The sequence below is a fragment of the Streptomyces sp. NPDC058880 genome (assembly GCF_042742535.1).
Taxonomy (GTDB): domain Bacteria; phylum Actinomycetota; class Actinomycetes; order Streptomycetales; family Streptomycetaceae; genus Streptomyces.
This window is the reverse complement of sequence record NZ_JBHYMC010000024.1, coordinates 32,594-52,989: the sequence shown is the minus strand read 5'-3', so window position 1 is coordinate 52,989 and position 20,396 is coordinate 32,594. Positions and strand designations below refer to the sequence as shown.

Annotated in this window: 19 protein-coding genes; 10 read left to right on the top strand and 9 right to left on the bottom strand. The window is 73.3% G+C overall.

Annotated elements, in window-relative coordinates; all coding sequences use genetic code 11:
• Nucleotides 1-32: 32 nt before the first annotated feature.
• The gene (locus tag ACFW2G_RS16445; protein WP_384584126.1) at nt 33-1,697 is read right to left on the bottom strand and encodes a FadD3 family acyl-CoA ligase; all 1,665 of its coding nucleotides are present in this window, start codon (nt 1,695-1,697) and stop codon (nt 33-35) included.
• 96 nt (nt 1,698-1,793) lie between these two features.
• On the opposite strand from ACFW2G_RS16445, the gene ACFW2G_RS16440 reads away from it, so the two are divergent.
• From ACFW2G_RS16440 to ACFW2G_RS16425, 4 genes are all read left to right on the top strand, one after another.
• A complete protein-coding gene (locus ACFW2G_RS16440; RefSeq protein ID WP_037924930.1) occupies nt 1,794-2,945 on the top strand; it encodes a lipid-transfer protein in 1,152 nt (383 codons plus the stop codon).
• A gap of 7 nt (nt 2,946-2,952) precedes the next feature.
• On the top strand, nt 2,953-3,417 hold the full coding sequence (locus ACFW2G_RS16435) for a Zn-ribbon domain-containing OB-fold protein (protein WP_384452848.1): 465 nt from the start codon (nt 2,953-2,955) through the stop codon (nt 3,415-3,417).
• Nucleotides 3,414-4,190, top strand: coding sequence for an enoyl-CoA hydratase/isomerase family protein (locus tag ACFW2G_RS16430; RefSeq protein WP_384452851.1), 777 nt, complete (start codon nt 3,414-3,416; stop codon nt 4,188-4,190). The genes ACFW2G_RS16435 and ACFW2G_RS16430 overlap by 4 nt, the downstream gene beginning before the upstream one ends.
• A 72-nt stretch (nt 4,191-4,262) precedes the next feature.
• A complete protein-coding gene (locus tag ACFW2G_RS16425) occupies nt 4,263-5,264 on the top strand; it encodes a DUF389 domain-containing protein (protein WP_384452854.1) in 1,002 nt (333 codons plus the stop codon).
• 84 nt (nt 5,265-5,348) lie between these two features.
• Here the strand turns inward: ACFW2G_RS16425 and ACFW2G_RS16420 are convergent, their stop codons facing one another.
• The 3 genes from ACFW2G_RS16420 to ACFW2G_RS16410 all read right to left on the bottom strand — a co-directional run bounded on the left by ACFW2G_RS16420 (nt 5,349) and on the right by ACFW2G_RS16410 (nt 9,319).
• The gene (locus tag ACFW2G_RS16420; RefSeq protein WP_037924924.1) at nt 5,349-5,843 is read right to left on the bottom strand and encodes a peptidylprolyl isomerase; all 495 of its coding nucleotides are present in this window, start codon (nt 5,841-5,843) and stop codon (nt 5,349-5,351) included.
• A 67-nt stretch (nt 5,844-5,910) separates the two neighbouring features.
• A complete protein-coding gene (locus ACFW2G_RS16415) occupies nt 5,911-8,316 on the bottom strand; it encodes a PQQ-binding-like beta-propeller repeat protein (RefSeq protein WP_384452857.1) in 2,406 nt (801 codons plus the stop codon).
• Nucleotides 8,317-8,524: 208 nt separating this feature from the next.
• Entirely contained in the window at nt 8,525-9,319 is a 795-nt protein-coding gene (locus ACFW2G_RS16410) for a VOC family protein (RefSeq protein WP_037924920.1), read from the bottom strand.
• A gap of 296 nt (nt 9,320-9,615) precedes the next feature.
• On the opposite strand from ACFW2G_RS16410, the gene ACFW2G_RS16405 reads away from it, so the two are divergent.
• Complete coding sequence (locus tag ACFW2G_RS16405) at nt 9,616-10,263, top strand: TetR family transcriptional regulator (protein WP_037924918.1); 648 nt, start codon at nt 9,616-9,618, stop codon at nt 10,261-10,263.
• A gap of 71 nt (nt 10,264-10,334) precedes the next feature.
• Here the strand turns inward: ACFW2G_RS16405 and ACFW2G_RS16400 are convergent, their stop codons facing one another.
• Nucleotides 10,335-10,817 carry a nitroreductase family deazaflavin-dependent oxidoreductase gene (locus tag ACFW2G_RS16400; RefSeq protein WP_384452862.1) on the bottom strand — a complete coding sequence of 161 codons (483 nt, stop codon included), beginning with the start codon at nt 10,815-10,817 and terminating at the stop codon, nt 10,335-10,337.
• Nucleotides 10,817-12,070: an acyl-CoA dehydrogenase family protein gene (locus ACFW2G_RS16395; RefSeq protein ID WP_384584128.1), complete on the bottom strand. Its 1,254-nt coding sequence runs from the start codon at nt 12,068-12,070 to the stop codon at nt 10,817-10,819. The genes ACFW2G_RS16400 and ACFW2G_RS16395 overlap by 1 nt, the downstream gene beginning before the upstream one ends.
• Nucleotides 12,071-12,237: 167 nt before the next feature.
• Here ACFW2G_RS16395 and ACFW2G_RS16390 point away from each other — a divergent pair, with 167 nt between their 5' ends.
• Nucleotides 12,238-13,431 (top strand): acetyl-CoA acetyltransferase, encoded by a 1,194-nt coding sequence (locus ACFW2G_RS16390; protein WP_384584131.1) that lies wholly within the window; start codon nt 12,238-12,240, stop codon nt 13,429-13,431.
• Between the two features lie 116 nt (nt 13,432-13,547).
• Here ACFW2G_RS16390 and ACFW2G_RS16385 read toward each other — a convergent pair whose 3' ends face one another.
• Nucleotides 13,548-13,754: a DUF4287 domain-containing protein gene (locus ACFW2G_RS16385; protein ID WP_384452871.1), complete on the bottom strand. Its 207-nt coding sequence runs from the start codon at nt 13,752-13,754 to the stop codon at nt 13,548-13,550.
• Nucleotides 13,755-13,958: 204 nt separating this feature from the next.
• Here ACFW2G_RS16385 and ACFW2G_RS16380 point away from each other — a divergent pair, with 204 nt between their 5' ends.
• The gene (locus ACFW2G_RS16380) at nt 13,959-14,672 is read left to right on the top strand and encodes a pyridoxal 5'-phosphate synthase (protein WP_052031080.1); all 714 of its coding nucleotides are present in this window, start codon (nt 13,959-13,961) and stop codon (nt 14,670-14,672) included.
• On the opposite strand, the gene ACFW2G_RS16375 is transcribed toward ACFW2G_RS16380, so the two are convergent.
• Both ACFW2G_RS16375 and ACFW2G_RS16370 read right to left on the bottom strand, forming a co-directional pair.
• Nucleotides 14,621-15,061, bottom strand: a complete 441-nt coding sequence (locus ACFW2G_RS16375; protein ID WP_236647759.1) for a Zn-ribbon domain-containing OB-fold protein — start codon at nt 15,059-15,061, stop codon at nt 14,621-14,623. The genes ACFW2G_RS16380 and ACFW2G_RS16375 overlap by 52 nt on opposite strands.
• Nucleotides 15,062-15,144: 83 nt before the next feature.
• On the bottom strand, nt 15,145-15,597 hold the full coding sequence (locus tag ACFW2G_RS16370; RefSeq protein ID WP_037925423.1) for a DoxX family membrane protein: 453 nt from the start codon (nt 15,595-15,597) through the stop codon (nt 15,145-15,147).
• Nucleotides 15,598-15,790: 193 nt separating this feature from the next.
• Between ACFW2G_RS16370 and ACFW2G_RS16365 the strand changes: the two genes are divergently transcribed.
• The 3 genes from ACFW2G_RS16365 to ACFW2G_RS16355 all read left to right on the top strand — a co-directional run bounded on the left by ACFW2G_RS16365 (nt 15,791) and on the right by ACFW2G_RS16355 (nt 20,374).
• Entirely contained in the window at nt 15,791-16,972 is a 1,182-nt protein-coding gene (locus ACFW2G_RS16365) for a flavin-containing monooxygenase (protein WP_384584135.1), read from the top strand.
• 320 nt (nt 16,973-17,292) lie between these two features.
• Nucleotides 17,293-19,527 (top strand): acetate--CoA ligase family protein, encoded by a 2,235-nt coding sequence (locus tag ACFW2G_RS16360; protein ID WP_384452880.1) that lies wholly within the window; start codon nt 17,293-17,295, stop codon nt 19,525-19,527.
• A 43-nt stretch (nt 19,528-19,570) separates the two neighbouring features.
• Nucleotides 19,571-20,374 (top strand): enoyl-CoA hydratase/isomerase family protein, encoded by an 804-nt coding sequence (locus tag ACFW2G_RS16355; protein ID WP_037924906.1) that lies wholly within the window; start codon nt 19,571-19,573, stop codon nt 20,372-20,374.
• The last annotated feature ends 22 nt before the right edge of the window (nt 20,375-20,396 follow it).

The following is a 20,396-nucleotide window of genomic DNA, read 5'->3' as shown; positions in this document are numbered from 1 at the left end:
CGGGCCCGGCCCCGGGTCGGCGGCCCCGGCCCTCACGGGCGGGCGCGGAGTTCGCGTTTGAGGACCTTGCCACCGGCGTTGCGCGGGAGTTCGGTGACGAATTCCACCGCGCGCGGGACCTTGTAGTTGGCCATCTCCCGCCGGGACCAGGCGATCAGGTCGTCGGCGGTGAGTGTGGAGCCGGGGCGCCGGACTGCGTAGGCCTTGCCGACCTCACCCAGGCGCGGATCGGGCACCCCGACGACCGCCACGTCCGCGATGTCCGGGTGCAGGCCGAGGAGTTGCTCTATCTCGGCCGGGTAGGCGTTGAAGCCCCCGACGATGAACATGTCCTTGATCCGGTCGGTGATGCGCAGGTTCCCGTCTCCGTCGAGGACGCCCACGTCCCCGGTGCGCAGCCAGCCGTCCGGGGTGATCGCCGCCGCCGTCCCGTCAGGGTCCTCGAAGTAGCCCTGCATGACGTGGTGGCCGCGGACCGCGATCTCGCCGGGCCGTCCGGCCGGCAGGGGCCGCCCGTCGCCGTCCAGGACCGCGACCTCCGTGTCCGGAATGGGCCGGCCGGAGGTGGCGGAGACGACCTCGGCCGGGTCGCCCCGCCGGCACATCGTGACGATGCCTCCCGCCTCGGAGAGCCCGTAGGCGGTGAGGACGGTGGGGATGCGCAGCTCGCCGCGCAGGCGCTCGACGAGCCGGAGCGGGACCACGGCCGCGCCGGTGACGACGAGCCGCAGGGCGGACAGGTCGTGGTGGGCGCGCTGCGGGTGGTCCAGGAGGGACTGGTGCAGGGTTGGCGGCCCGGGCAGCACGGAGATCCGCTCCGCGGCGACGTTGGCGAGGACGGTGTCCGCGTTGAAGACGGGCTGCGGGACCATCGTCGCCCCGCGCATCAGGCAGGCGATGATCCCGGCCTTGTAGCCGAAGGTGTGGAAGAAGGGGTTCACGATCAGGTAGCGGTCGCCCTCGCGGAGTCCCGCGAGCTCGCTCCACACGTCGTAGCAGCGCAGGGACTGGGCGTGGGTGATGACCGCGCCCTTGGGGCTGCCGGTGGTGCCCGAGGTGAAGATGATGTCGGAGGGGGCGTCGGGGCTGATGGCGTCGGCGCGCTCGCGCACCGCCTCCGACGTGATCCGGTCCCCGCCCGCGAGGAAGTCCTTCCAGGTGCGGAAGGAGTCGGGGGCGTCCTCGGCGAGGACGACGACCTGTTCCAGGTGCGGCAGTCCGGGCAGGGGCCCCCGGCCGGGCCCCTCGGCGGCGGCCCGACGCAGCGAGGCGACGTAGGAGGTGCCGAGGAAGGCGCCGGTGACGAAGAGCAGCCGGGCCCGGCTGCGCCGCAGGACGTAGGCGGCTTCCGTGCCCTTGTAGCGGGTGTTGAGGGGGACCAGGACGGCACCCGCCGAGACCGCGCCGAGCGCGGAGACGATCCAGTCGAGGGTGTTGGGCGCCCACACGGCCACCCGGTCGCCCGGCTCCACCCCGGCGGCCACACAGGCCGCCGCGGCGCGCTCGACGCGCTCCCCGAGCTGCGCGTATCCGATCCGGACGCGCCCGTCGACGACGGCTTCGAGGTCGCCGTACCGTGCCGATGCCGACCGGACGAGCCCCGCGATGGTGCCCCAGCGCAGGTCTCCGCGCGGGTCCTCGCCCACGCCCGCGGGCGCGTCCTCGCGTACATGCCCGCGCAGCCCGTCGTCGCCCATGCGTGCCACCCTCCCGCGAACCCAGTAGCTGACTAACCGTCAGATTAGCTGTAGCCTTCGCGCCTGTCAGTACTGGCGCACTCCCCGGAGGTGGCGATGGCGGCAACGCTCAAGGACGCTACGGCGATAGTCGGCATCGGCCAGACCGCCTTCGCCAGACGACTGCCGCAGTCCGAGAAGGAACTGGCCTGCCGGGCGATCCTGGCCGCACTCGCCGACGCCGGCATCGACCCCGGCGAGGTGGACGCCTTCTCCTCCTACACCATGGAGGAGACCGACGAGGTCGAGGTCGCCAAGGCCATCGGCGCCGGCGACGTCACCTTCTTCTCCAAGATCGGCTACGGGGGCGGCGGTTCCTGTGCCACGGTCGGCCACCTCGCCGCCGCCGTGGCCACCGGCCAGGCCACCGTCGGGGTCGCCTGGCGCTCCCGCAAACGCGGCTCCGGCCCCCGCCCCTGGAAGAACACCGCCGTCCAGCTGCCCACCCCCGGCCAGTGGACCCGGCCCTTCGGCCTGCTCCGCCCCGCCGACGAGATCGGCATGCTGGCCCGCCGCTACATGCACGAGTACGGCGCAACCCGCGACCACCTCTTCAACGTGGCCATGGCCTGCCGCAACCGGGCCAACGAGAACCCCGCCGCGATGATGTACGAACGCCCGCTGACCCGCGAGATGTACATGACCTCCCGCATGATCAGCGACCCGCTCTGCCTCTTCGACAACTGCCTGGAGACCGACGGCGCACTGGCCTGCGTGATCGTCTCCGCCGAACGGGCCCGCGACTGCCGCCACCGGCCGGTCTACGTCCACTCCGCCGCCCAGGGCCTGCCCGCCCAGCACCACGGCATGGTCAACTACTGGAACGACGACCCCCTGTCCGGGCCCGCCTGGACCGCCGCCCGCCACCTGTGGAAGCAGGCCGACTTCGGCCCCCAGGACGTGGACGTCGCCCAGATCTACGACGCCTTCACCCCGCTCATCCCGCTCTCCCTGGAGGGCTACGGCTTCTGCGGGCGCGGCGAGGGCGCCGCCTTCACCGAGGGCGGCGCCCTGGAGCTCGGCGGCCGGCTTCCCCTCAACACCGGCGGCGGCGGACTGTCCGAGGCGTACGTACACGGCTTCAACCTGATCAACGAGGGCGTCAAGCAGCTGCGCGGCACCTCCACCGCCCAGGTGCCGGACGCCGCGACCTGCCTGGTGACGGCGGGCGAAGGCGTCCCGACGTCCGCGATCCTGCTGAGGAGCTGACCCGCCGATGACCCCCGCACCCGAAGCCGCCGCGTCCGCGGACGCCCTGCTCCTGCCCGTGCCCGACGAGGACGGCGCCCCCTTCTGGGAGTACGCCGCCCGCGGCGAGCTGCGCGTCCAGGCCTGCGCCGCCTGCGGCAGGCTCCGCTTCCCGCCCCGCCCTTGTTGCCCGCACTGCCGGTCCTTCGACAGCGAGTGGCGCCGCATGAGCGGCCGCGGCCGCATTTGGTCCTACGTCCGGCCCCACCCGCCGCTGCTGCCCGCCTACGCCGCGCAGGCCCCGTACAACGTGGTCCTCGTCGAACTCGCCGACGCCCCGCACATCCGACTCGCCGGGAACCTGGTGACCTCCGCCGACGCCCCCCTCGACTCCATGGACCCGGCCCGGCTGCGCATCGGCGCACGGGTCCAGGTGACCTTCACCGAGACGGGCGGAATGACCGTGCCCCGCTGGCTCCTGGAGAAGTCGTGACGCTGCGCGTGGAACGGGATGGGGCCACCGGGGTCGCGGTGGTCACCCTGGACCGGGAGCACCGGCACAACGCCGTCGACCTGGCCACCGCCGCCGAGCTGGGCGAGGCGTGGCGCGAACTCCGCTTCGCCGAGGAGGTCCGGGCGGTCGTGCTGACCGGCGCCGGAAGGGCCGCCTTCTGCACCGGCATCGACCGCGGCGCCGAGGTGCCGCAGCCCGCCTCCCCCTACTCCGCCGACGACCCTCTGATCGCGATCGGCCCGAAGTCCTGCGACCTGTGGAAGCCGGTCGTCGCCGCCGTCAACGGCATGGCCTGCGGCGGGGCCTTCTACCTGCTGGGCGAGTCGGAGTTCCTCATCGCCTCCGAGACGGCCACCTTCTTCGACCCGCACACCACCTACGGGATGGTCAGCGCCTACGAGGCCGTCCACATGGCACAACGCATGCCCTTCGGCGAGGCCGCCCGGATGTCCCTGATGGGCACGGCCGAACGCCTCTCCGCCCGTCGCGCCCACGAGATCGGCCTGGTCTCGGAACTGGCCGCGCCGGACGGACTGCTCCCGGCGGCCTTGCAGGCGGCGCAGACCCTGGCCGGCTTCCCGACCCGGGCCGTGCAGGGCACCGTACGGGCCCTGTGGTCGGCGAAGCAGGCCGCCCTCCAGCAGGCCCTCGCACAGGCTCCGGCCCTGATCGCCCTGGGGAACCTGCCACCACGACGACAGGCGGAACTCTTCGCGGACCGCCGCACGGCCCCCGAACCCCGACTGCGCTGACGCGTCCGCCCGAAGGAGGGTCTCCCGTGTGTCTCCCAGGGCCCCGGCACCGCGCCGCGTGATACTCGGCTGGTGCTGAGAACCCTCCGTGACCGCATGCTGCCGGACCGCCAGCGAAGATCTCTGGAGGATCTGGAGGAGGACCTCGACCTGTCGCAGGGGGACCGGCAGGCGAAACAGTCCGCGTTCTGGACCATGCTGTTCCTGTCGGCGGTGATCGCGGCCGGCGGAGTGCTGACCGACTCCACCGCCACGGTGATCGGGGCGATGATCATCGCCCCGCTGTCCACGCCGATCATGGGCATCGCACTGGGCGCGGTGCAGCGGAGGCGTTCCACCGCGCTCCTGTTCGTGGCCTCGGGATGCCTGCTGGTGACGGCCGTCGGCATGCTGGCGTCGCTGGTGGTGCCCTCCTCCTTCGACCTGCTGTCGGACAGCCAGATCTCCAGCCGCACCTCCCCCGGGCTGTTGGACCTGGTCGCCGCGCTCGCCACCGGCTTCGCCGGCGCTGTCGCCCTCGCCCGCAAGGACGTCGCGGCCGTCCTGCCCGGGGTGGCGATCGCCATCTCGCTGGTGCCACCGCTGGTGGTGACCGGAGTCTGCGCCGGACAGGCCGCGTGGTGGCTGGCCCTGGGCTCGTTCGTCCTGTTCGTCTCCAACCTGCTCGCCCTGGTCTTCGCGGGCATGGTGGTGTTCGGCGCGCTCGGATACGCGACGGCCGGCCGGCGGGGCGAGACGGGTTCGACGCGCAGGACCTACCTGGCGCTCGGCCTGCTGTTCGCCGCGGTCGGCCTTCTGCTGGGAGCGAACACGGTGGGTACCGTTCTCGTGAACCTGTGGACCACACGCGCCACGAACGCCGCCGCGGCCTGGCTGGCCGGAACGCCCGGCGCCTCCGTCCAGAGCGTCACGGCCCAGTCCCAGACCCTCTACATCCAGGTCCGCTCGCCCGGGGAGCTGCCCCCGGTCGACTCGCTCCTGGCCGACCTCCAGGGGCAGGTACCGGACGGTGTGCCGGTGGTGGTGGTGACCACCCAGGGCCGCCAGATCCAGGCCGGGCACGTCGGTAGCTGAGGCAGGGACCCGAGTACGGGGAAACGGCGGCGGCCCCGGCCCCCGAGCGGGGGCGGGGCCGACCGGCCGGGCAGGCGGGTGTGATCAGGCCTCGACGACGCCGGAAGCGGCGATCTCGACCTTGCCCTTGGGGGCGCCGGACTGGGAGCCCAGGGCCTCGATCTGGTCGACGAGCTCCTGGCCCGAGACGACCTCGCCGAAGACGACGTGCTTGCCGTCGAGCCACGAGGTGACGACCGTGGTGATGAAGAACTGCGAGCCGTTGGTGTTGCGGCCGGCGTTCGCCATCGACAGCAGGTAGGGGCGGTCGTGCTTCAGCTGGAAGTTCTCGTCCTCGAACTTCTCGCCGTAGATGGACTTGCCGCCGGTGCCGTTGTGGTTGGTGAAGTCACCGCCCTGGAGCATGAACTGGGGGATGATGCGGTGGAAGCCAGAGCCCGCGTAGCCGAAGCCGTTCTGGCCGGTGGCCAGCTCACGGAAGTTGCGCGCCGTCTTCGGGACGACGTCGTCGTACAGCTTGAAGACGATGCGGCCCGCGGGGGCGCCGTTGATGTTGATGTCGAAGTAGACGTTGCTCATGGGGTCCATCCTGTCACTCCCGGTGCGGTGCGCTACCCGGCGGGGCCCGACCCGGCCCCCGCCGGGGTCACCCGCCCGTACGGGTGCCCGTGCCCTTCGCCGCATCCAGGGCGTACACGCAGCGGTCCTTGCTGCACGCGTACACCACGCCCGCCTCCGCGACCGGGGCGCCCGTGATCTCGCCGCCCGTGGCCAGCTTCCAGCGGAGCTGGCCGCCCGCGGCGTCCAGCGTGTACAGGCAGTGGTCGGCCGACCCGAAGTGCACCCGGCCGTCCGCGACCGCCGGCAGGCCCGTGATCTCGCCGCCCGCCGCGAACCGCCACTTCGGGGTGCCGGTGACCGCGTCGAGCGTGTAGAGCGCGCTGCCCGCCCCCAGGTGGACGTTGCCGCCCACCACCAGCACCGGGTCGGAGGACTGCCGCGACTCCGTCGCGATCCGCCAGCGGTCCTGGCCGGTGACCGCGTCGAGGGCGTAGACGGTGCCCAGGTAGTCGGCGAGGTAGACCCCGCCGCCCGTGACGGCCGCACCCGGCGCGAAGGCCGGCGGAGCCAGGAAGACCGCGGGGGCCTCGAAGTGCCAGCGGACCCGGCCGGAGGCCCGGTCCACGGAGATCACCCGGGTGCCGGCCGCGACGTACACGTTGCCGTCGGGAGCGGGGGCGACCCGTACGGGCACGTTCCCGCAGGAGGCGGCGTCGCCGATCGGGTACGACCAGGCCTCCCGGCCGCTGCGGGCGTCCAGGGCGCGCAGCCGCGCGTCCTGCCACACGTACACCGTGCCCTCGTGGAGGACGGGGGCCGCCTCCGGGGTCTCGAAGTCGCTCTGCGCGCCGGTCAGCTCCCACAGCTTCTGGCCGCTGGACGCCTCCCAACCCTGTACACCACCGCCGCGCGTGGCGGTGACGACCGTGCCGTGCTCGGCGCGCACGGCGTACACCCAGGCATCGGTGGACAGCCGCCACCGCTCGGAGCCGTCGGTGGCGTCGAGCGCGTAGAGGGAGGGCCCGTCGGAGGCGTGGATCCGGCCGTCGGCGACGGCCATGGACCAGGCGACGTCGCGGGTCTTGAACTGGCGGCGGCCGCTGGCCACGTCCAGCGCGTGCACCTCGAAGGAAGTCACGTACAGCAGGTTGCCGGCGACGGCCGGGGTGCCCCAGACCTCGTTCGACATGCGGAAGCGCCAGGGCCGCCAGCGGCCGCTGTCCGGGGCCGCGCCCGGTCCCGGGACGGACGGGGTGACCGGTCCACCGGCCGGGGAGGGCGCCGACCCGTCGGGCGGGCGCACCCAGCCGGTCGCCGCGTCCGCGGCGGGGGTGTGCGCCGCCGACGCCGAGGCCGTCGCGAACGGGCCGGGCCCGATCGGCACCGGCGAGCCGCCCAGCCGCACCGGCTCGCCCGAAGGCACCGCGGAGCGCGGCGGATGGTGCGGACGCTGCGGCACGGCCTGGCCGGTGCGCGGGTCCACCCAGCCCTCGGCGCCCCGCGGGCGGCGCTGCGTGGCCTGCTCGGACGCGGGCCCGCGGGCCCCGGCGCCGCCGCCCCGGCCGTCACGGCCGGGTGCGGGCACGGCGACGGCCGTGCGGTTCCCCGCGCGCCGGGCCTCGATCATCGCGACGGCCCGCGTCGGCAGCCACGCCGAGGCGGTACCGCTGTCGTCGCCGCCGTCGAAGAGGTGCGGGGCCAGCTGCGCCTGCAGGTCGGCCGGGGTCGGCCGCAGCGAGGCGTCCATCTGCATGCAGGATTCGATCAGCGGCCGCAGCTCCTCCGGGAGCCCCTCCACGTTCGGGCCCTCGCGCAGCAGCATGAAGACCGTCTCGACCGGGTTCGCCCCGTGGTAGGGCGGGTGCCCGGTCGCTGCGAAGACCAGCGTGGAGCCGAGCGAGAAGACGTCGCTGGCGCCCTTGACGCTGCGGGAGTCCTTCGCCTGCTCGGGCGACATGTAGGCGGGGGTGCCGACGGCGACGTTCGTCATGGTCAGGCGGGTGTTCGAGACACCGCTCGCGATACCGAAGTCGATCACGCGCGGGCCGTCCTCGACGACGAGCACGTTGGACGGCTTCAGGTCGCGGTGGACGAGCCCGGCGCCGTGGATGGACTGCAGGGCCTCGGCGATGCCGGCGGCGAGCCACCGTACGGCCTGGGCGGGCATGGGCCCGCACTCGTTGACGATCTCCTCCAGGGAGGGCGCCGGGACGTACGCGGTGGCCAGCCACGGCACGGCGGCCCGCGGATCGGCGTCGACCACGGCCGCGGTGTAGAAGCCGGACACGGCGCGCGCCGCCTCCACCTCGCGGGTGAACCGCACGCGGAAGAGTTGGTCCTCGGCGAGCTCGGTGCGCACCGTTTTGATCGCGACTCGCCGTCCGGACGCGGACCGTGCGAGATAGACCAGCCCCATGCCGCCGGCGCCGAGCCGTCCCAGCACCTCGAAGGGGCCGATCCGTCTCGGGTCGTGCTGCGTCAGCTGCTCCACCACTCGCCTCCACACCTCCCCGTACGGGCCACGCACCGGGCCCGCTCCCACCGGCACAGCGCCCTGCCCGGTGCAGCGTCTCATCCCGGGGCGCAGCCCGGGTCGCGCAACCCCGATTCTGTCAGGCCCGAACGGGGTCCGGCCCCGGCACGGCGAGCAGCCCGGTGTGATCTGCCCGGCGATCCGTCCGGCGATCCGTCCGCGGCGCCTACGCGTCCGCCTCGGCGCGGGGCTGCGACAGGAGCCCGAAGACCGCTCCCTGATTGTCCGCGACGACCGCGATCCGGCCGTAGGGGGTGTCGAACGGGTCCGCGGTGACCCGGCCGCCGAGCCGCTGCACCGTGGCCACGGACCGGTCGCAGTCCGGGACGGCGAAGTAGACGAGGAAGTGCGCCGGCATGATCTCCGGGAAGGCGTCCGTGATCAGGCTGCGCCCGAGGACGGCGGTGTCGGTGCCGGGCGCCTTGCCCGGCGGCGACCAGATGCGGTACTCGACGCCGGCGTCGTCCTGGTCCTGCGGCACGTAGCCGAAGACCTTCGCGTAGAAGACGTCCACGGCGTCGCGCGCCCGTGTGTAGACCTCGCTCCAGCAGTACGTGAAGGGCTCCTGCTGGGCCTCGAAGCCGTGGTGCGTGCCGGGCTGCCACAGTCCGAAGACGGCCCCGCCGGGGTCGGCGGCCATCGCGGCCGTGCCGTACGGGCCGACCGGCATCGGGTCCATCACCATCTGGCCGCCGGCGGCGCGGATGCGCTGGGCGCAGGCGTAGGCGTCGGCGGTGTAGAGATAAACGCCCCAGACCGTCGGCATCCGGCCGTCGGGCTTGGGGGCGAGGGCCGCAACGTTGCGGCCCTGGCTGTAGGCCTGCGTGTAGTGGCCGTATTCGGCCCCCGCGCTGTCCGCGAAGGTCCACCCGAAGAGCTCACCGTAGAACCGCTTGCCCGCCTCGACGTCCGGAAGCGAGGCGTCCACCCAGCAGGGTGCGCCTTCCACGAATGCGGCCATGGGCCTGGTTCCTTCCGTTCTGCGGGGGTGTGTACCCTCCCACCTCTCCCAGCCATGATCCGCCCGAAAACTTGTCCACAGCCTGTTGATAAGACTATTCGGGGGAAATCCCGCGGAACGGGGCGACACGCCCGGACCGCGACCGGGCGGCGACGACGGGCCGCCCACGGGGCGGATCCGGCCGGAATTCGCCTGCGCGGCCGCCCGGGACGGCGCACCGCCCAGGCCAGGGAGCCCGTAACCCCATTTGCAGGCGGCCGAATAGCGCGCCGATCCCCCCTCGGTAAGCTGACGGCATGACAGGACAAGTACGCACCGTCGACGGGCGTGTCGCCGGCCGGCGCGGCCAGGCGACGCGGCAGAAACTGCTCGACTGCCTCAGCGAGATGCTCAGCTCCTCGCCGTACCGCGACGTCAAGGTGATCGACGTCGCCCGCAAGGCCGGTACCTCCCCCGCGACCTTCTACCAGTACTTCCCGGACGTCGAGGGCGCCGTCCTGGAGATCGCCGAGCACATGGCCGCCGAGGGCGCGCAGTTGACGTCGCTCGTCGAGGGTCGGACCTGGGTCGGCAAGTCAGGGTGGGCAGCCGCCGAGGAACTCGTCGACGGCTTCCTGGAGTTCTGGCGCCGCAACGACGCGATCCTGCGTGTGGTCGACCTCGGCGCGGCCGAGGGCGACAAGCGGTTCTACAAGATCCGCATGAAGATCCTGAACTCGGTCACCAACTCCCTCACGGAATCGGTGAAGGAGCTCCAGGCCAAGGGCAAGGTCGACAAGGACGTCAGCCCCGCCGCGATGGCCGGTTCGCTGGTCGCGATGCTGGCCGCGGTCGCCTCGCACCAGAAGGGCTTCCAGACCTGGGGCGTCAAGCAGGCCGAACTCAAGCCGAACCTGGCCCTGCTCGTCCACCTCGGCATCACGGGCAAGAAGCCCACCAGGTAACGGCGGACCCGCTCCGGGTCCGCCGCCCCGGGCCGGCTCCGCGCCGGCACCACGCCGCCATCCGCCCGGGATCAGCGACGCTCCAGGCGGAACAGCCGGATCTCACGCTCGATGCGTGCCTGGTACGTCGCGTACGGCGGCCAGAACCCCAGCACCGCCCGCCACACCGCGGCGCGCTCCTCACCCGTCAGCAGCCGGGCCCGTACGGCTATGTCCCTGCCGCGCCAACTCACTTCCGCATCAGGGTGTTTGAGCAGGTTCCCGGTCCATGCCGGGTGCCCGGGGCGGCCGAAGTTGGACCCGATGAGGATCCAGCTCGTCCCGCCGTCCTCCGGCATGCACGCGAGGGGCGTGGTACGCGGTTCGCCGCTCCGGGCGCCCTTGGCGGTGAGGACCACGCCCGGCAGCATCCGCGCGCTCAGCATGACCCTGCCGCGAGTGAGCCGGTGCACCGCCTTGTCCACGGCGGGAATGAAGTGCGGTGCGATCTTGGCGAACAGCACGGTCGAGGAGACCTTCTGCATCAGCTTGACGCCGGGAGCCACACGAGCCATCAGACGGCCACCTTCTGCGGTGCGGGCGGGGACGCTTCGGGAGCTGCGGCGGCGGGCGCGACGGCGGGCGCGGTGGACGGTGCGGGCGCGAACAGGCCCGCACGGTCCGCGGCGTGTGCGCGCAGCCGGTGCACCGGGCCGAACAGCAGCTCGTCGGAGGCCGCCCGCTTGAAGTAGAGGTGCGCGTCGTGCTCCCAGGTGAAGCCGATGCCGCCGTGCAGCTGGATCGCCTCCCCCGCCGCCGCCCTGAGCGCCTCCAGGGCCTGGGCGAGCGCGAGGCCGCCCTGGTCCGGGTCCCAGGCGGCGTAGTAGGCCGCCGAGCGGGCCGCCTGCACCTGCACGTACAGGTCGGCGAGCCGGTGCTTGACGGCCTGGAAGGAGCCGATCGTCCGACCGAACTGCTCGCGCTCGCGCACGTACTCCACGGTGCGCGCGAGCGCCCGGCCGGCCGCCCCGACCGCCTCGGCGGCCAGCACGGCGGAGGCGGTGCGCCCGGTCGCGGCGAGGGCCCCGAGCACGTCGGCGTCCCGCCCCTGCTCGCCGATCAACTCCGCCGGAACGTCCCGCAGCTGGATCCGGGCCTGCGGACGGGTCTCGTCGAGCACGGCCTGCCGGGACCGCACGAGGCCGGGCGCATCCTCCCGTACCAGGAACAGCAGGGTGCGGCCGTGCGCGAACCCGCCGGCGTGGGCGGCGACCAGGAGCAGCGGGGCACTGTGCCCGTCGAGCACCTGGGCGACTTCCCCGTACAACCGCCAGCCCTCACCGACGGCGCCGGCGCGGGCCTGGACCCCGCCGGCCCGGCCGCCGCCGCACCAGTGGCCCGCGGCGTCCTCTCCGGTCAGCGCGAGGGCGGTGGCCAGCGCCGGACCCGGTACGGCGAGCGCGGCGGTCAGCCCGCCCGAGGCCAGCGCCGGGAGCAGCGCCGAACGCTGGGCGCCGCTGCCGAGCGCGGCGATCAGGGGCGCGCACAGCACGGCGGTGGCCAGCAGCGGCGAGGGGAGCAGTGCCCGTCCGGTCTCCTCGCAGGCCAGGGCCAGGTCGGCCGGACCGCAGCCGGCCCCGCCGTACTCCTCGGCGACGGCGATGCCCGGCAGGCCGAGCTGCCGGGAAAGCTGCTGCCACAGGTCGCCGTCATAGCCGGCGGTGGTGCGGACGGCGGCCTTGACCTCGCCGGGTCCGCAGCGTTTGCCCAGGATCTCGCGCAGGGTACGCCGTATCTCGTCCTGCTCCGCGGTGAAGGCGGCATCCATCGTCGGGCTCCTCCCCGTATCTGACGGGCCGTCATGTTAGGGCGCCGGGCGGCAGATGCACAGGGGGCGGCGAGACCGGCTTGCCGGGGCGGGGGAAGGTGGGCGGCGGGCCCCGTGGAGCCGGCGGGGGCTGGTATCTGACGATACGTCAGATGTACCGTTCTCGCATGTCTGGACTCACACCTGGAACCGCCCTCCGGCCCCGCCGACGGGTCGCGGTGGTCGGCGTCGCCCTCTCGGACTGCGGCCGGGTGGACGGCCCCACCCCCTACGCCCTGCACGCACAGGCCGCCCGGCGCGCCCTGGCCGACTCAGGCCTCGACCGCTCCGCCGTCGACGGCTTCGCCTCGGCCGGCCTCGGCACGCTCGCCCCGGTCGAGGTGGCCGAGTACCTCGGCCTGCGCCCCACCTGGGTCGACTCCACCTCCGTGGGCGGCTCGACCTGGGAGGTCATGGCCGCGCACGCGGCGGACGCGATCGCCGCCGGCCACGCCGAAGCCGTCCTACTGGTCTACGGCTCCACGGCCCGCGCCGACATCAAGGCCCGGCGCCGCACCTCGAACCTCTCCTTCGGGGCGCGGGGACCGCAGCAGTTCGAGGTCCCGTACGGCCACACCCTGATCTCCAAGTACGCCATGGCCGCCCGCCGCCACATGCACCAGTACGGAACGACCCTGGAACAGCTCGCCTCGGTCGCCGTCCAGGCCCGGGCGAACGCGGCGACCAACCCCGACGCGATGTTCCGCGACCCGATCACCGTCGACGACGTCCTGTCCGGCGAGATGATCGCCGACCCCTTCACCAAGCTGCACTGCTGCATCCGCTCGGACGGCGGCTGCGCGGTGCTCCTGACCTCGGAGGACCACGTACCCGACACCGCGAAGGCACCGGTGTGGATCCTGGGGGCGGGCACCTCCGTCTCCCACACCACCATGTCGGAGTGGGAGGACTTCACCGTGTCCCCCGCCGCCGTCTCGGGCCGTATCGCCTTCGAGCGGGCGGGGCTCACGCCCGCGGACGTGGACCTCGCGGAGATCTACGACGCCTTCACCTACATGACCCTGGTGACCCTGGAGGACCTCGGCTTCTGCCCGAAGGGCGACGGCGGGGCCTTCGTGGAGAAAGGCCGCCTGCTGCGCGACGGGGAGCTCCCGGTCAACACGGACGGGGGCGGCCTCTCGGCCTGTCACCCGGGCATGCGGGGCCTGTTCCTCCTGGTCGAGGCCGTCCGCCAACTACGCGGCGAGGCCGGAGCCGGGCAGGTCACCAAACCCGGCGGCCGCCTCCCCGAAGTCGCCCTGACGTCGGGCACGGGCGGCTGGTTCTGCTCCTCGGGCACGGTACTGCTGGGGCGGGAGTAGGGGACACGACCGGTCCCTGACCACCGCCCCAGCGCAACACCGCCCACCGAAGCCCCAGCCCCACCTCCCGCAAGCCCCCGCCCCGCGGGATGCGCTCCCGAAGCCGCCCGGGGCTTCTACTTGTCCTCCGCCAGCGTGTCGGCCACGAGGGCGTTGGCGTGGCCGTGGCCCAGGCCGTGCTCCGTCTTGAGCCAGGAGACGAGCTCCATGTGCCTGGTCAGCGGCGAGGACCTGATGAGGTCCTTCCACTCGGCGATCGGTCGGCCGTACTTCTTCTCGATCGACGGGAAGTAGCTGGCGGGGCCCTTCGCGGTGTCGGCCATGACGTGTCTCCTTCGTTGCGGTGCCGTCGTAGGTACGACCGTCGGCGGAGCGGAAACAGAGCGCCGATCCGACGTGACCTGCGTCACGCGCAGGGCCGCACGCCCGGCCCCTCCGGGATCGACCCTCGACCGGCGCACCGCCCGCTTCGGCCGGACCGCGTGACCGCACCGTCCCGGGGTCCGGTCGCGCTTAGCCTGGGCGCCATGAGCAGCAACGCAGCCAGTGACAAGAGTGGTGACGAGGCGGGCCGCGCGGTCGGCGGGGAGGAGTTCCGTACCGTCCTGCACGCCCTGCGCGTGTGGGACTCCCCGCTCCCCGGGTTCGACACCGCGGCGGCTCCGGGCGAGCCGGTGGCGCTGTTCCGGGAGTGGTTCGTGCACGCCGCTCGGGCCGGGCAGCCGGAGCCGCACACGATGAGCCTGGCCACGGTGGACGGCGAGGGGCGGCCCGACCTACGGACGCTGATGCTGCACGACGTCGATGCGCGGGGCTGGCACTTCGCCTCGCACGCCACGAGCGCCAAGGGCGTGCAGTTGGCGGCGCGTCCGGAGGCCGCGCTTGGTTTCTACTGGCCGTCGGTGGGCCGACAGGTCCGGGTGCGGGGCGAGGTCACCGCATGCGGCCCGGAGGAGAGCCGGGCGGACCTGGCGGTCCGTTCGCGCGGCGCGCTCGCGGCGGCGCTCACGGGGCGGCAGAGCGAGGTGTTGGGGTCCGTGGAGGAGCTGGTACGGGCCTCGACGGCCGCCTGGGAGCGGGCCGGATCGGAGCCGGACGCGCCGGCTCCGACCTGGACGCGGTACGTACTGGCCCCCGTCGAGGTGGAGTTCTTCCAGGGCGACGCGGCCCGCAGGCACATCCGTCTGCGCTACCGGCGCACGGCGGGCGGCTCCTGGGCGCGCGAGCTGCTCTGGCCCTGAGCGGGCCGGAAGACCGCGACCCGCACCCCGTCCGCCGCCTCGCGGAAGGTGACCGTCAGGGGCATGCCGATGCGCAGGTCGGCCGCCTCGCAGTCGACCACCTCGGTCATCATCCGCGGGCCTTCGGCCAGGTCGACGACGGCCGCCGTGTAGGGGACGCGCGTGCCGAACGGAGGGAGGTCGTTGCGGTGGATCACCGACCACGTGTAGAGGGTGGCCCGGCCGCTCGCGGTCTCCCAGGCCACCCTGTCTTCTCCGGCCCAGCAGTGGGGGCAGAACTCGCGCGGGTAGTGGTGGGCCCGTCCGCAGTCGCGGCACCGGCGCAGCAGGAGCCGGCCCTGCCCGGCCGCGTGCCAGTAGGGGCGGGTGAAGTCGTCGATCTCGGGCAGGTCGTGGCGCACGGCGCCGCCGGTCCCGGCCGCCCTGCCGGTCCCACCCGTCCCACTGGTGCTGCTGGTGCCGCCAGTGCCGCTCACAGGAACAGCCCGATCGCCGCGTCGAGGGACCAGGTCTGCCACGACAGGGCGAGGAGTGCGACGAGCGAGATGAGCGCCATCATCGCGTTCTGCCCCTGCTCGGCCCAGTCGTGGATCATCAGGACCAGGTAGAGGAGGTTCAACAGCAGTCCGCCGGCCAGCGCGACCGGGGTCAGAAAGCCGAACACCAGGCCCAGCCCGAGGGCGAGTTCAGCGGAGACGACGAGGTACGCCATCAGCTTCGGCCGTGGCGCGACGACCCGCTGAAAGCCGCCCCTGACGAAGGTCCAGCGGTGCTTGTCTGCGACGTCGGCGGCCCACGCAATGCCGGTACCGCGTTCGAACCAGCCCTTCTTGTCCTTGTGCCGCCAGCTCTCCAGCCACCACAGGCCGAGGCCTATCCGGAGGACGGCGAGCCACTCGGCCCCACTGAGCCAGACGGTCTGCATCGGCAGCCCCACCCCTCTCACCCTTGGATCTGACGGTACGTCAGTTCAGCGGATACGGAGCGATACCGCAAGGCCCCGGCCCGTCGCGACCGCCACCCCGCGCGACGGCGAGGTCCCGCCCGTGACCGATCCGCAATCGATTCCCTCCTCGTCCGAGACCCATCAACCCAGCGTGGCGATACGATCACACCTCATGCCCGCAGCACCCACACCAGCAGTCGACATGACCACCCAGCCCCGGCCCGTGTACATCATCGGGGCCGGCCCCGGCGGCCTCGCCGCGGCCGCCGCGCTGCGCGCACGCGGGATCCGCGCCGTGGTCGTCGAGAAGTCCGACACCGTCGGCGCGTCCTGGCGGCGCCACTACGACCGGCTGCACCTGCACACCACACGCCGACTGTCGGCCCTTCCGGGCCTGGCGATGCCCCGCCGGTTCGGCCGCTGGGTCTCCCGCGACGACGTGGTGCGCTATCTGGAGAAGTACGCCGAGTTCCACGAGCTGGAGCTCGTGACCGGCGTCGAGGTGACCCGGATCGAGCCCGACCCCGGGGAGGAGGGCGGCTGGACCCTGCACGCCAGCGGCGGGCGGGCGCTGACCGCCGCGGCCGCCGTCGTCGCCACCGGCTTCAACCACACGCCCAGACTGCCCGACTGGCCGGGCCGGGAGTCGTACGGCGGCCGACTGCTGCACGCCGCGGACTACCGCAACCCCCAGCCGTACGCGGGCCAGGACGTCCTCGTCGTCGGCGTAGGCAACACCGGCGCCGAGATAGCCGTCGACCTCACCGAGGGCGGCGCGGCCCGGGTGCGGCTCGCCGTGCGCACCGCCCCGCACATCATGCGCCGCTCCACGGCCGGCTGGCCGGCCCAACGCAGCGGGATCCTCGTCCGGCGACTGCCGGTGCCGCTCGTGGACCGGCTGGGCGCGCTCGTGGCCAGGGCCTCCGTCCCGGACCTGTCGGCGTACGGGCTCCCGCGCCCCGCCACGGGCCTGTACAGCAGGGTCGAGGAAGGGGCGATCCCGGTGCAGGACGTGGGCCTGGTCGAGGCGGTGCGCACCGGGAAGGTGGAACCGGTGGCCGCCGTGGAATCCTTCGACGGGCCGGAGGTGGTGCTCGCGGACGGCTCGCGCATCACACCGGACGCGGTGATCGCGGCCACCGGCTACCGCCGCAGCCTGGAGGGTCTGGTCGGCCACCTCGGCGTACTGGACGCGCGCGGCCGGCCGCGCGCACACGGCGCCCGCACCTGCGAGGAGGCCCGCGGCCTGTACTTCACCGGCTTCACCAACCCCATCAGCGGGATGTTCCGCGAGATGGCTATGGACGCGGAGAAGATCGCCAAGGCGGTGGCGCGCGAGGCGGCCGGCCGCTGAGTCCCGCCGGCCGCGGCGGCCCGACAGGCGCCCCGGGCTGTGCCCGGACCGCGCCACCGGGCTCCGCCGCGATGCGCCCGCCCGCGGGCGGGCGCGGTCCGGGCACAGCCCGCCGCACGGTCCAGGCGTGGCCCGGGCGGGTGATCTCGGCCGGAAGTGCGCTCTGGACCCGCTCCGCGGCGATCTGCGACCGTTCACCACACCACCTCCATCAGCTTTCCCGCGCAGCACTGTTCCTGACGGCACGTCAGTTCAGTAATCTGACTACACGTCAGTTATTGAGTTCCATCGAGGTTCATCGAGCAGGAGCGGGCGGAACGATGCTTGGATCTACTCACGGCACCCTCACCACCGACTTCCGCGCACGCGTCGAGGCCTGCGGGGAGACCCCCCGGACGGCCGTCCATTCGTCGGCGGCGCCCTCCGCCGACGACGCGATCCCCATGGACGTCAGCGGGCGGCCGCTGCACGCCGACGTGCCCGACCTGGACCGGTTCTTCCGGCCCCAGTCCGTCGCGGTCGTCGGCGCCTCCGACGCCGAGGGCCGGCCCAACACCGGGATCACCCGCCAGCTCATCGCCTGGGCGGAGCGCGTCGGCGCCCGGATCCACCCGGTGCACCCCACCCGCCCCGCCGTCTTCGGGCTGGCGTGCCACGCCTCCGTCGCCGACCTGCCCGAACACGTGGACCTCGCCGTCCTGCTGGTCTCCGACCCGCTGCCGGTCATCGAGGAACTCGCCGACACCAAGGTGAAGTTCGCCGTCGCCTTCGCCTCCGGCTTCGCGGAGACCGGCGGTGCGGGCGCCGCGGCCCAGGAGCGCCTCGCCGCCGCCGTGCAGCGCTCTGGCCTGCGCCTGCTGGGCCCGAACACCAACCTCAACGCCTTCGAGGAGTTCCGTGACGACCTCGACGGCCCGGCGATCGCCCTGATCACCCAGTCCGGCCACCAGGGCCGCCCCGTCCACACCCTCCAGGAGCTCGGCATCCGCCTCTCCCACTGGGCGCCCACGGGCAACGAGGCCGACCTGGAAACCGCCGACTTCATCTCCTACTTCGCCCAGCAGCCCGAGGTCGGCGCCATCGCCTGCTACGTCGAGGGCCTGAAAGACGGCCGGTCCTTCCTCCTGGCGGCCGACCGGGCCGCCCGCAACGGCGTCCCCGTCGTCGCCGTCAAGGTCGGCCGCACCGAGACCGGCGCCCGCATGGCCGCCTCCCACACCGGGAAGCTGACCGGCGCCGACACCGTCGTGGACGCCGCCATGCGCCAGTTCGGCGTGATCCGCGTCGACGGCCTCGACGAGCTCCAGGACACGGCGGCCCTCCTCGCCCGGGCCCGCAGGCCGCAGGCCGACGGCGTCGTCGTGTACTCCATCTCCGGCGGCACCGGAGCGCACTTCTCGGACCTGGCCACTGAGGCGGGGCTGACCCTGCCCACCCTCCCGCAGGCCAAGCAAGACGAACTCCACCAGTGGATCCCGCATTACCTGAACGTCGCCAACCCCGTCGACAACGGCGGCCACCCCGTCGGCGACTGGCGCGGCCGGAAGATCATCGACGCGCTCCTCGCCGACCCCTCGGTGGGGGTCCTCATCTGTCCGATCACCGGCCCCTTCCCGCCGATGAGCGACAGGCTCGCGCAGGACCTGGTGGACGCCGCCGAGCAGACCGACAAGCTGGTCTGCGTGATCTGGGGCTCCCCGGTCGGCACCGAGGACGCCTACCGCACCACCCTCCTCGGCTCCTCCAAGGTGGCCACCTTCCGCACCTTCGGCAACTGCATCACCGCCGTACGCGCCTACCTCGGCCACCACCGTTTCACCACCCGCTACCGCTCGCCCTTCGAAGACGCACCGCGCACGCCGTCGCCCTCGTACCGCAAGGCGCAGGCCCTCATGCGGCCGGGACAGCAGCTCAGCGAGCACGCCGCGAAGCAGCTGCTGCGCGCCTACGGGATACGCGTGCCCCGCGAGCAGTTGGTGACGAGCGCGGCGGCGGCCGTACGGGCCGCCGGGCTGGTCGGCTACCCGGTGGTGATGAAGGCCTCCGGCCCGCAGCTCGGCCACAAGACCGAACTGGGCCTGGTGAAGATCGGCCTGACCTCCGCGAGCCAGATCCGCGACGCGTACCGGGAACTGACGGACATCGCGCGGTACGAGAACGTCCCGCTCGACGGGATCCTGGTCTGCCAGATGGTGGAACGTGGCGTGGAGATGGTCGTCGGGGTCACCCAGGACGACCTCTTCGGGCCGACCGTCACCGTCGGACTGGGCGGCGTCCTCGTCGAGGTCCTGGACGACGCGGCGGTCCGCGTCCCCCCGTTCGGCGAGGACCAGGCCCGCGCGATGCTCACGGAGCTGCGCGGCCACGCCCTCCTGGAGGGCGTCCGGGGTGCGCCCCCGGCCGACACGGACGCGCTGGTGGAGGTCGTCCTCCGGGTGCAGCGCATGGCGCTGGAGTTCGGCGACGAGCTCTCCGAACTGGACATCAACCCGCTGATGGTCCTCCCCCGCGGCCAGGGCGCGGTCGCCCTGGACGCCCTCGCCATCTGCCGCTGATGCCGCACCGGCCGGCCCGGCCGCACCGAACGGGAGCTACGCGATGACCGCCGCACCCGAGGACGATGTCCTCCACCGCACCGAGAACAACGTCTCGTGGATCGTCCTCAACCGCCCCGAGGCGATGAACGCCGTCACCTGGGACCAGCGCGAGCGCGTCATCGCGCTGCTCGCCGAGGCCACCGCCGACCCCGCCGTCCGGGCGGTCGTCCTGACCGCCACCGGAAAGGGCTTCTGTGCGGGTGCCGATCTGCGCGGCGGCCCCGTGACCGGCGGCGATCGCGTCGCCGGGGACGTGGCCCGCATGATCCGCCTCGGCGCGCAGCGTCTGATCACCGCGGTGCTCGACTGCGAGAAGCCGGTGATCGCCGCGGTCAACGGCACGGCCGCCGGCATCGGTTCGCACCTCGCCCTCGCCTGCGACCTCGTCATCGCCGCCGCAGGGGCCCGCTTCATCGAGGTGTTCGTACGCCGCGGCCTGGTCCCGGACGGTGGTGGCGCGTACCTGCTGCCCCGCCTGCTCGGCCCGCAGAAGGCGAAGGAGTTGATGTTCTTCGGCGACGCCGTCCCGGCGGCCGAGGCCGAGCGGCTCGGCCTCGTGAACAGGGTGGTTCCGGCGGAGGAGCTGGAGGCGGCCGCCCGGGAGTGGGCCGAGCGGCTGGCCCAGGGCCCGACCCGGGCCCTGGCCATGACCAAGCAACTGGTCAACGCCTCTCTGGACGGGGACCGGGCGGCCGCGCTGGCCGCCGAGGCCGCCGCTCAGGAGATCATCATGACCACGGCCGACGCCAACGAGGGCGTGGCGAGCTTCGTGGAGCGCCGCGCGCCCACCTACCGGGGCCGCTGACCAACGCCGGCTCCGCCCCGGG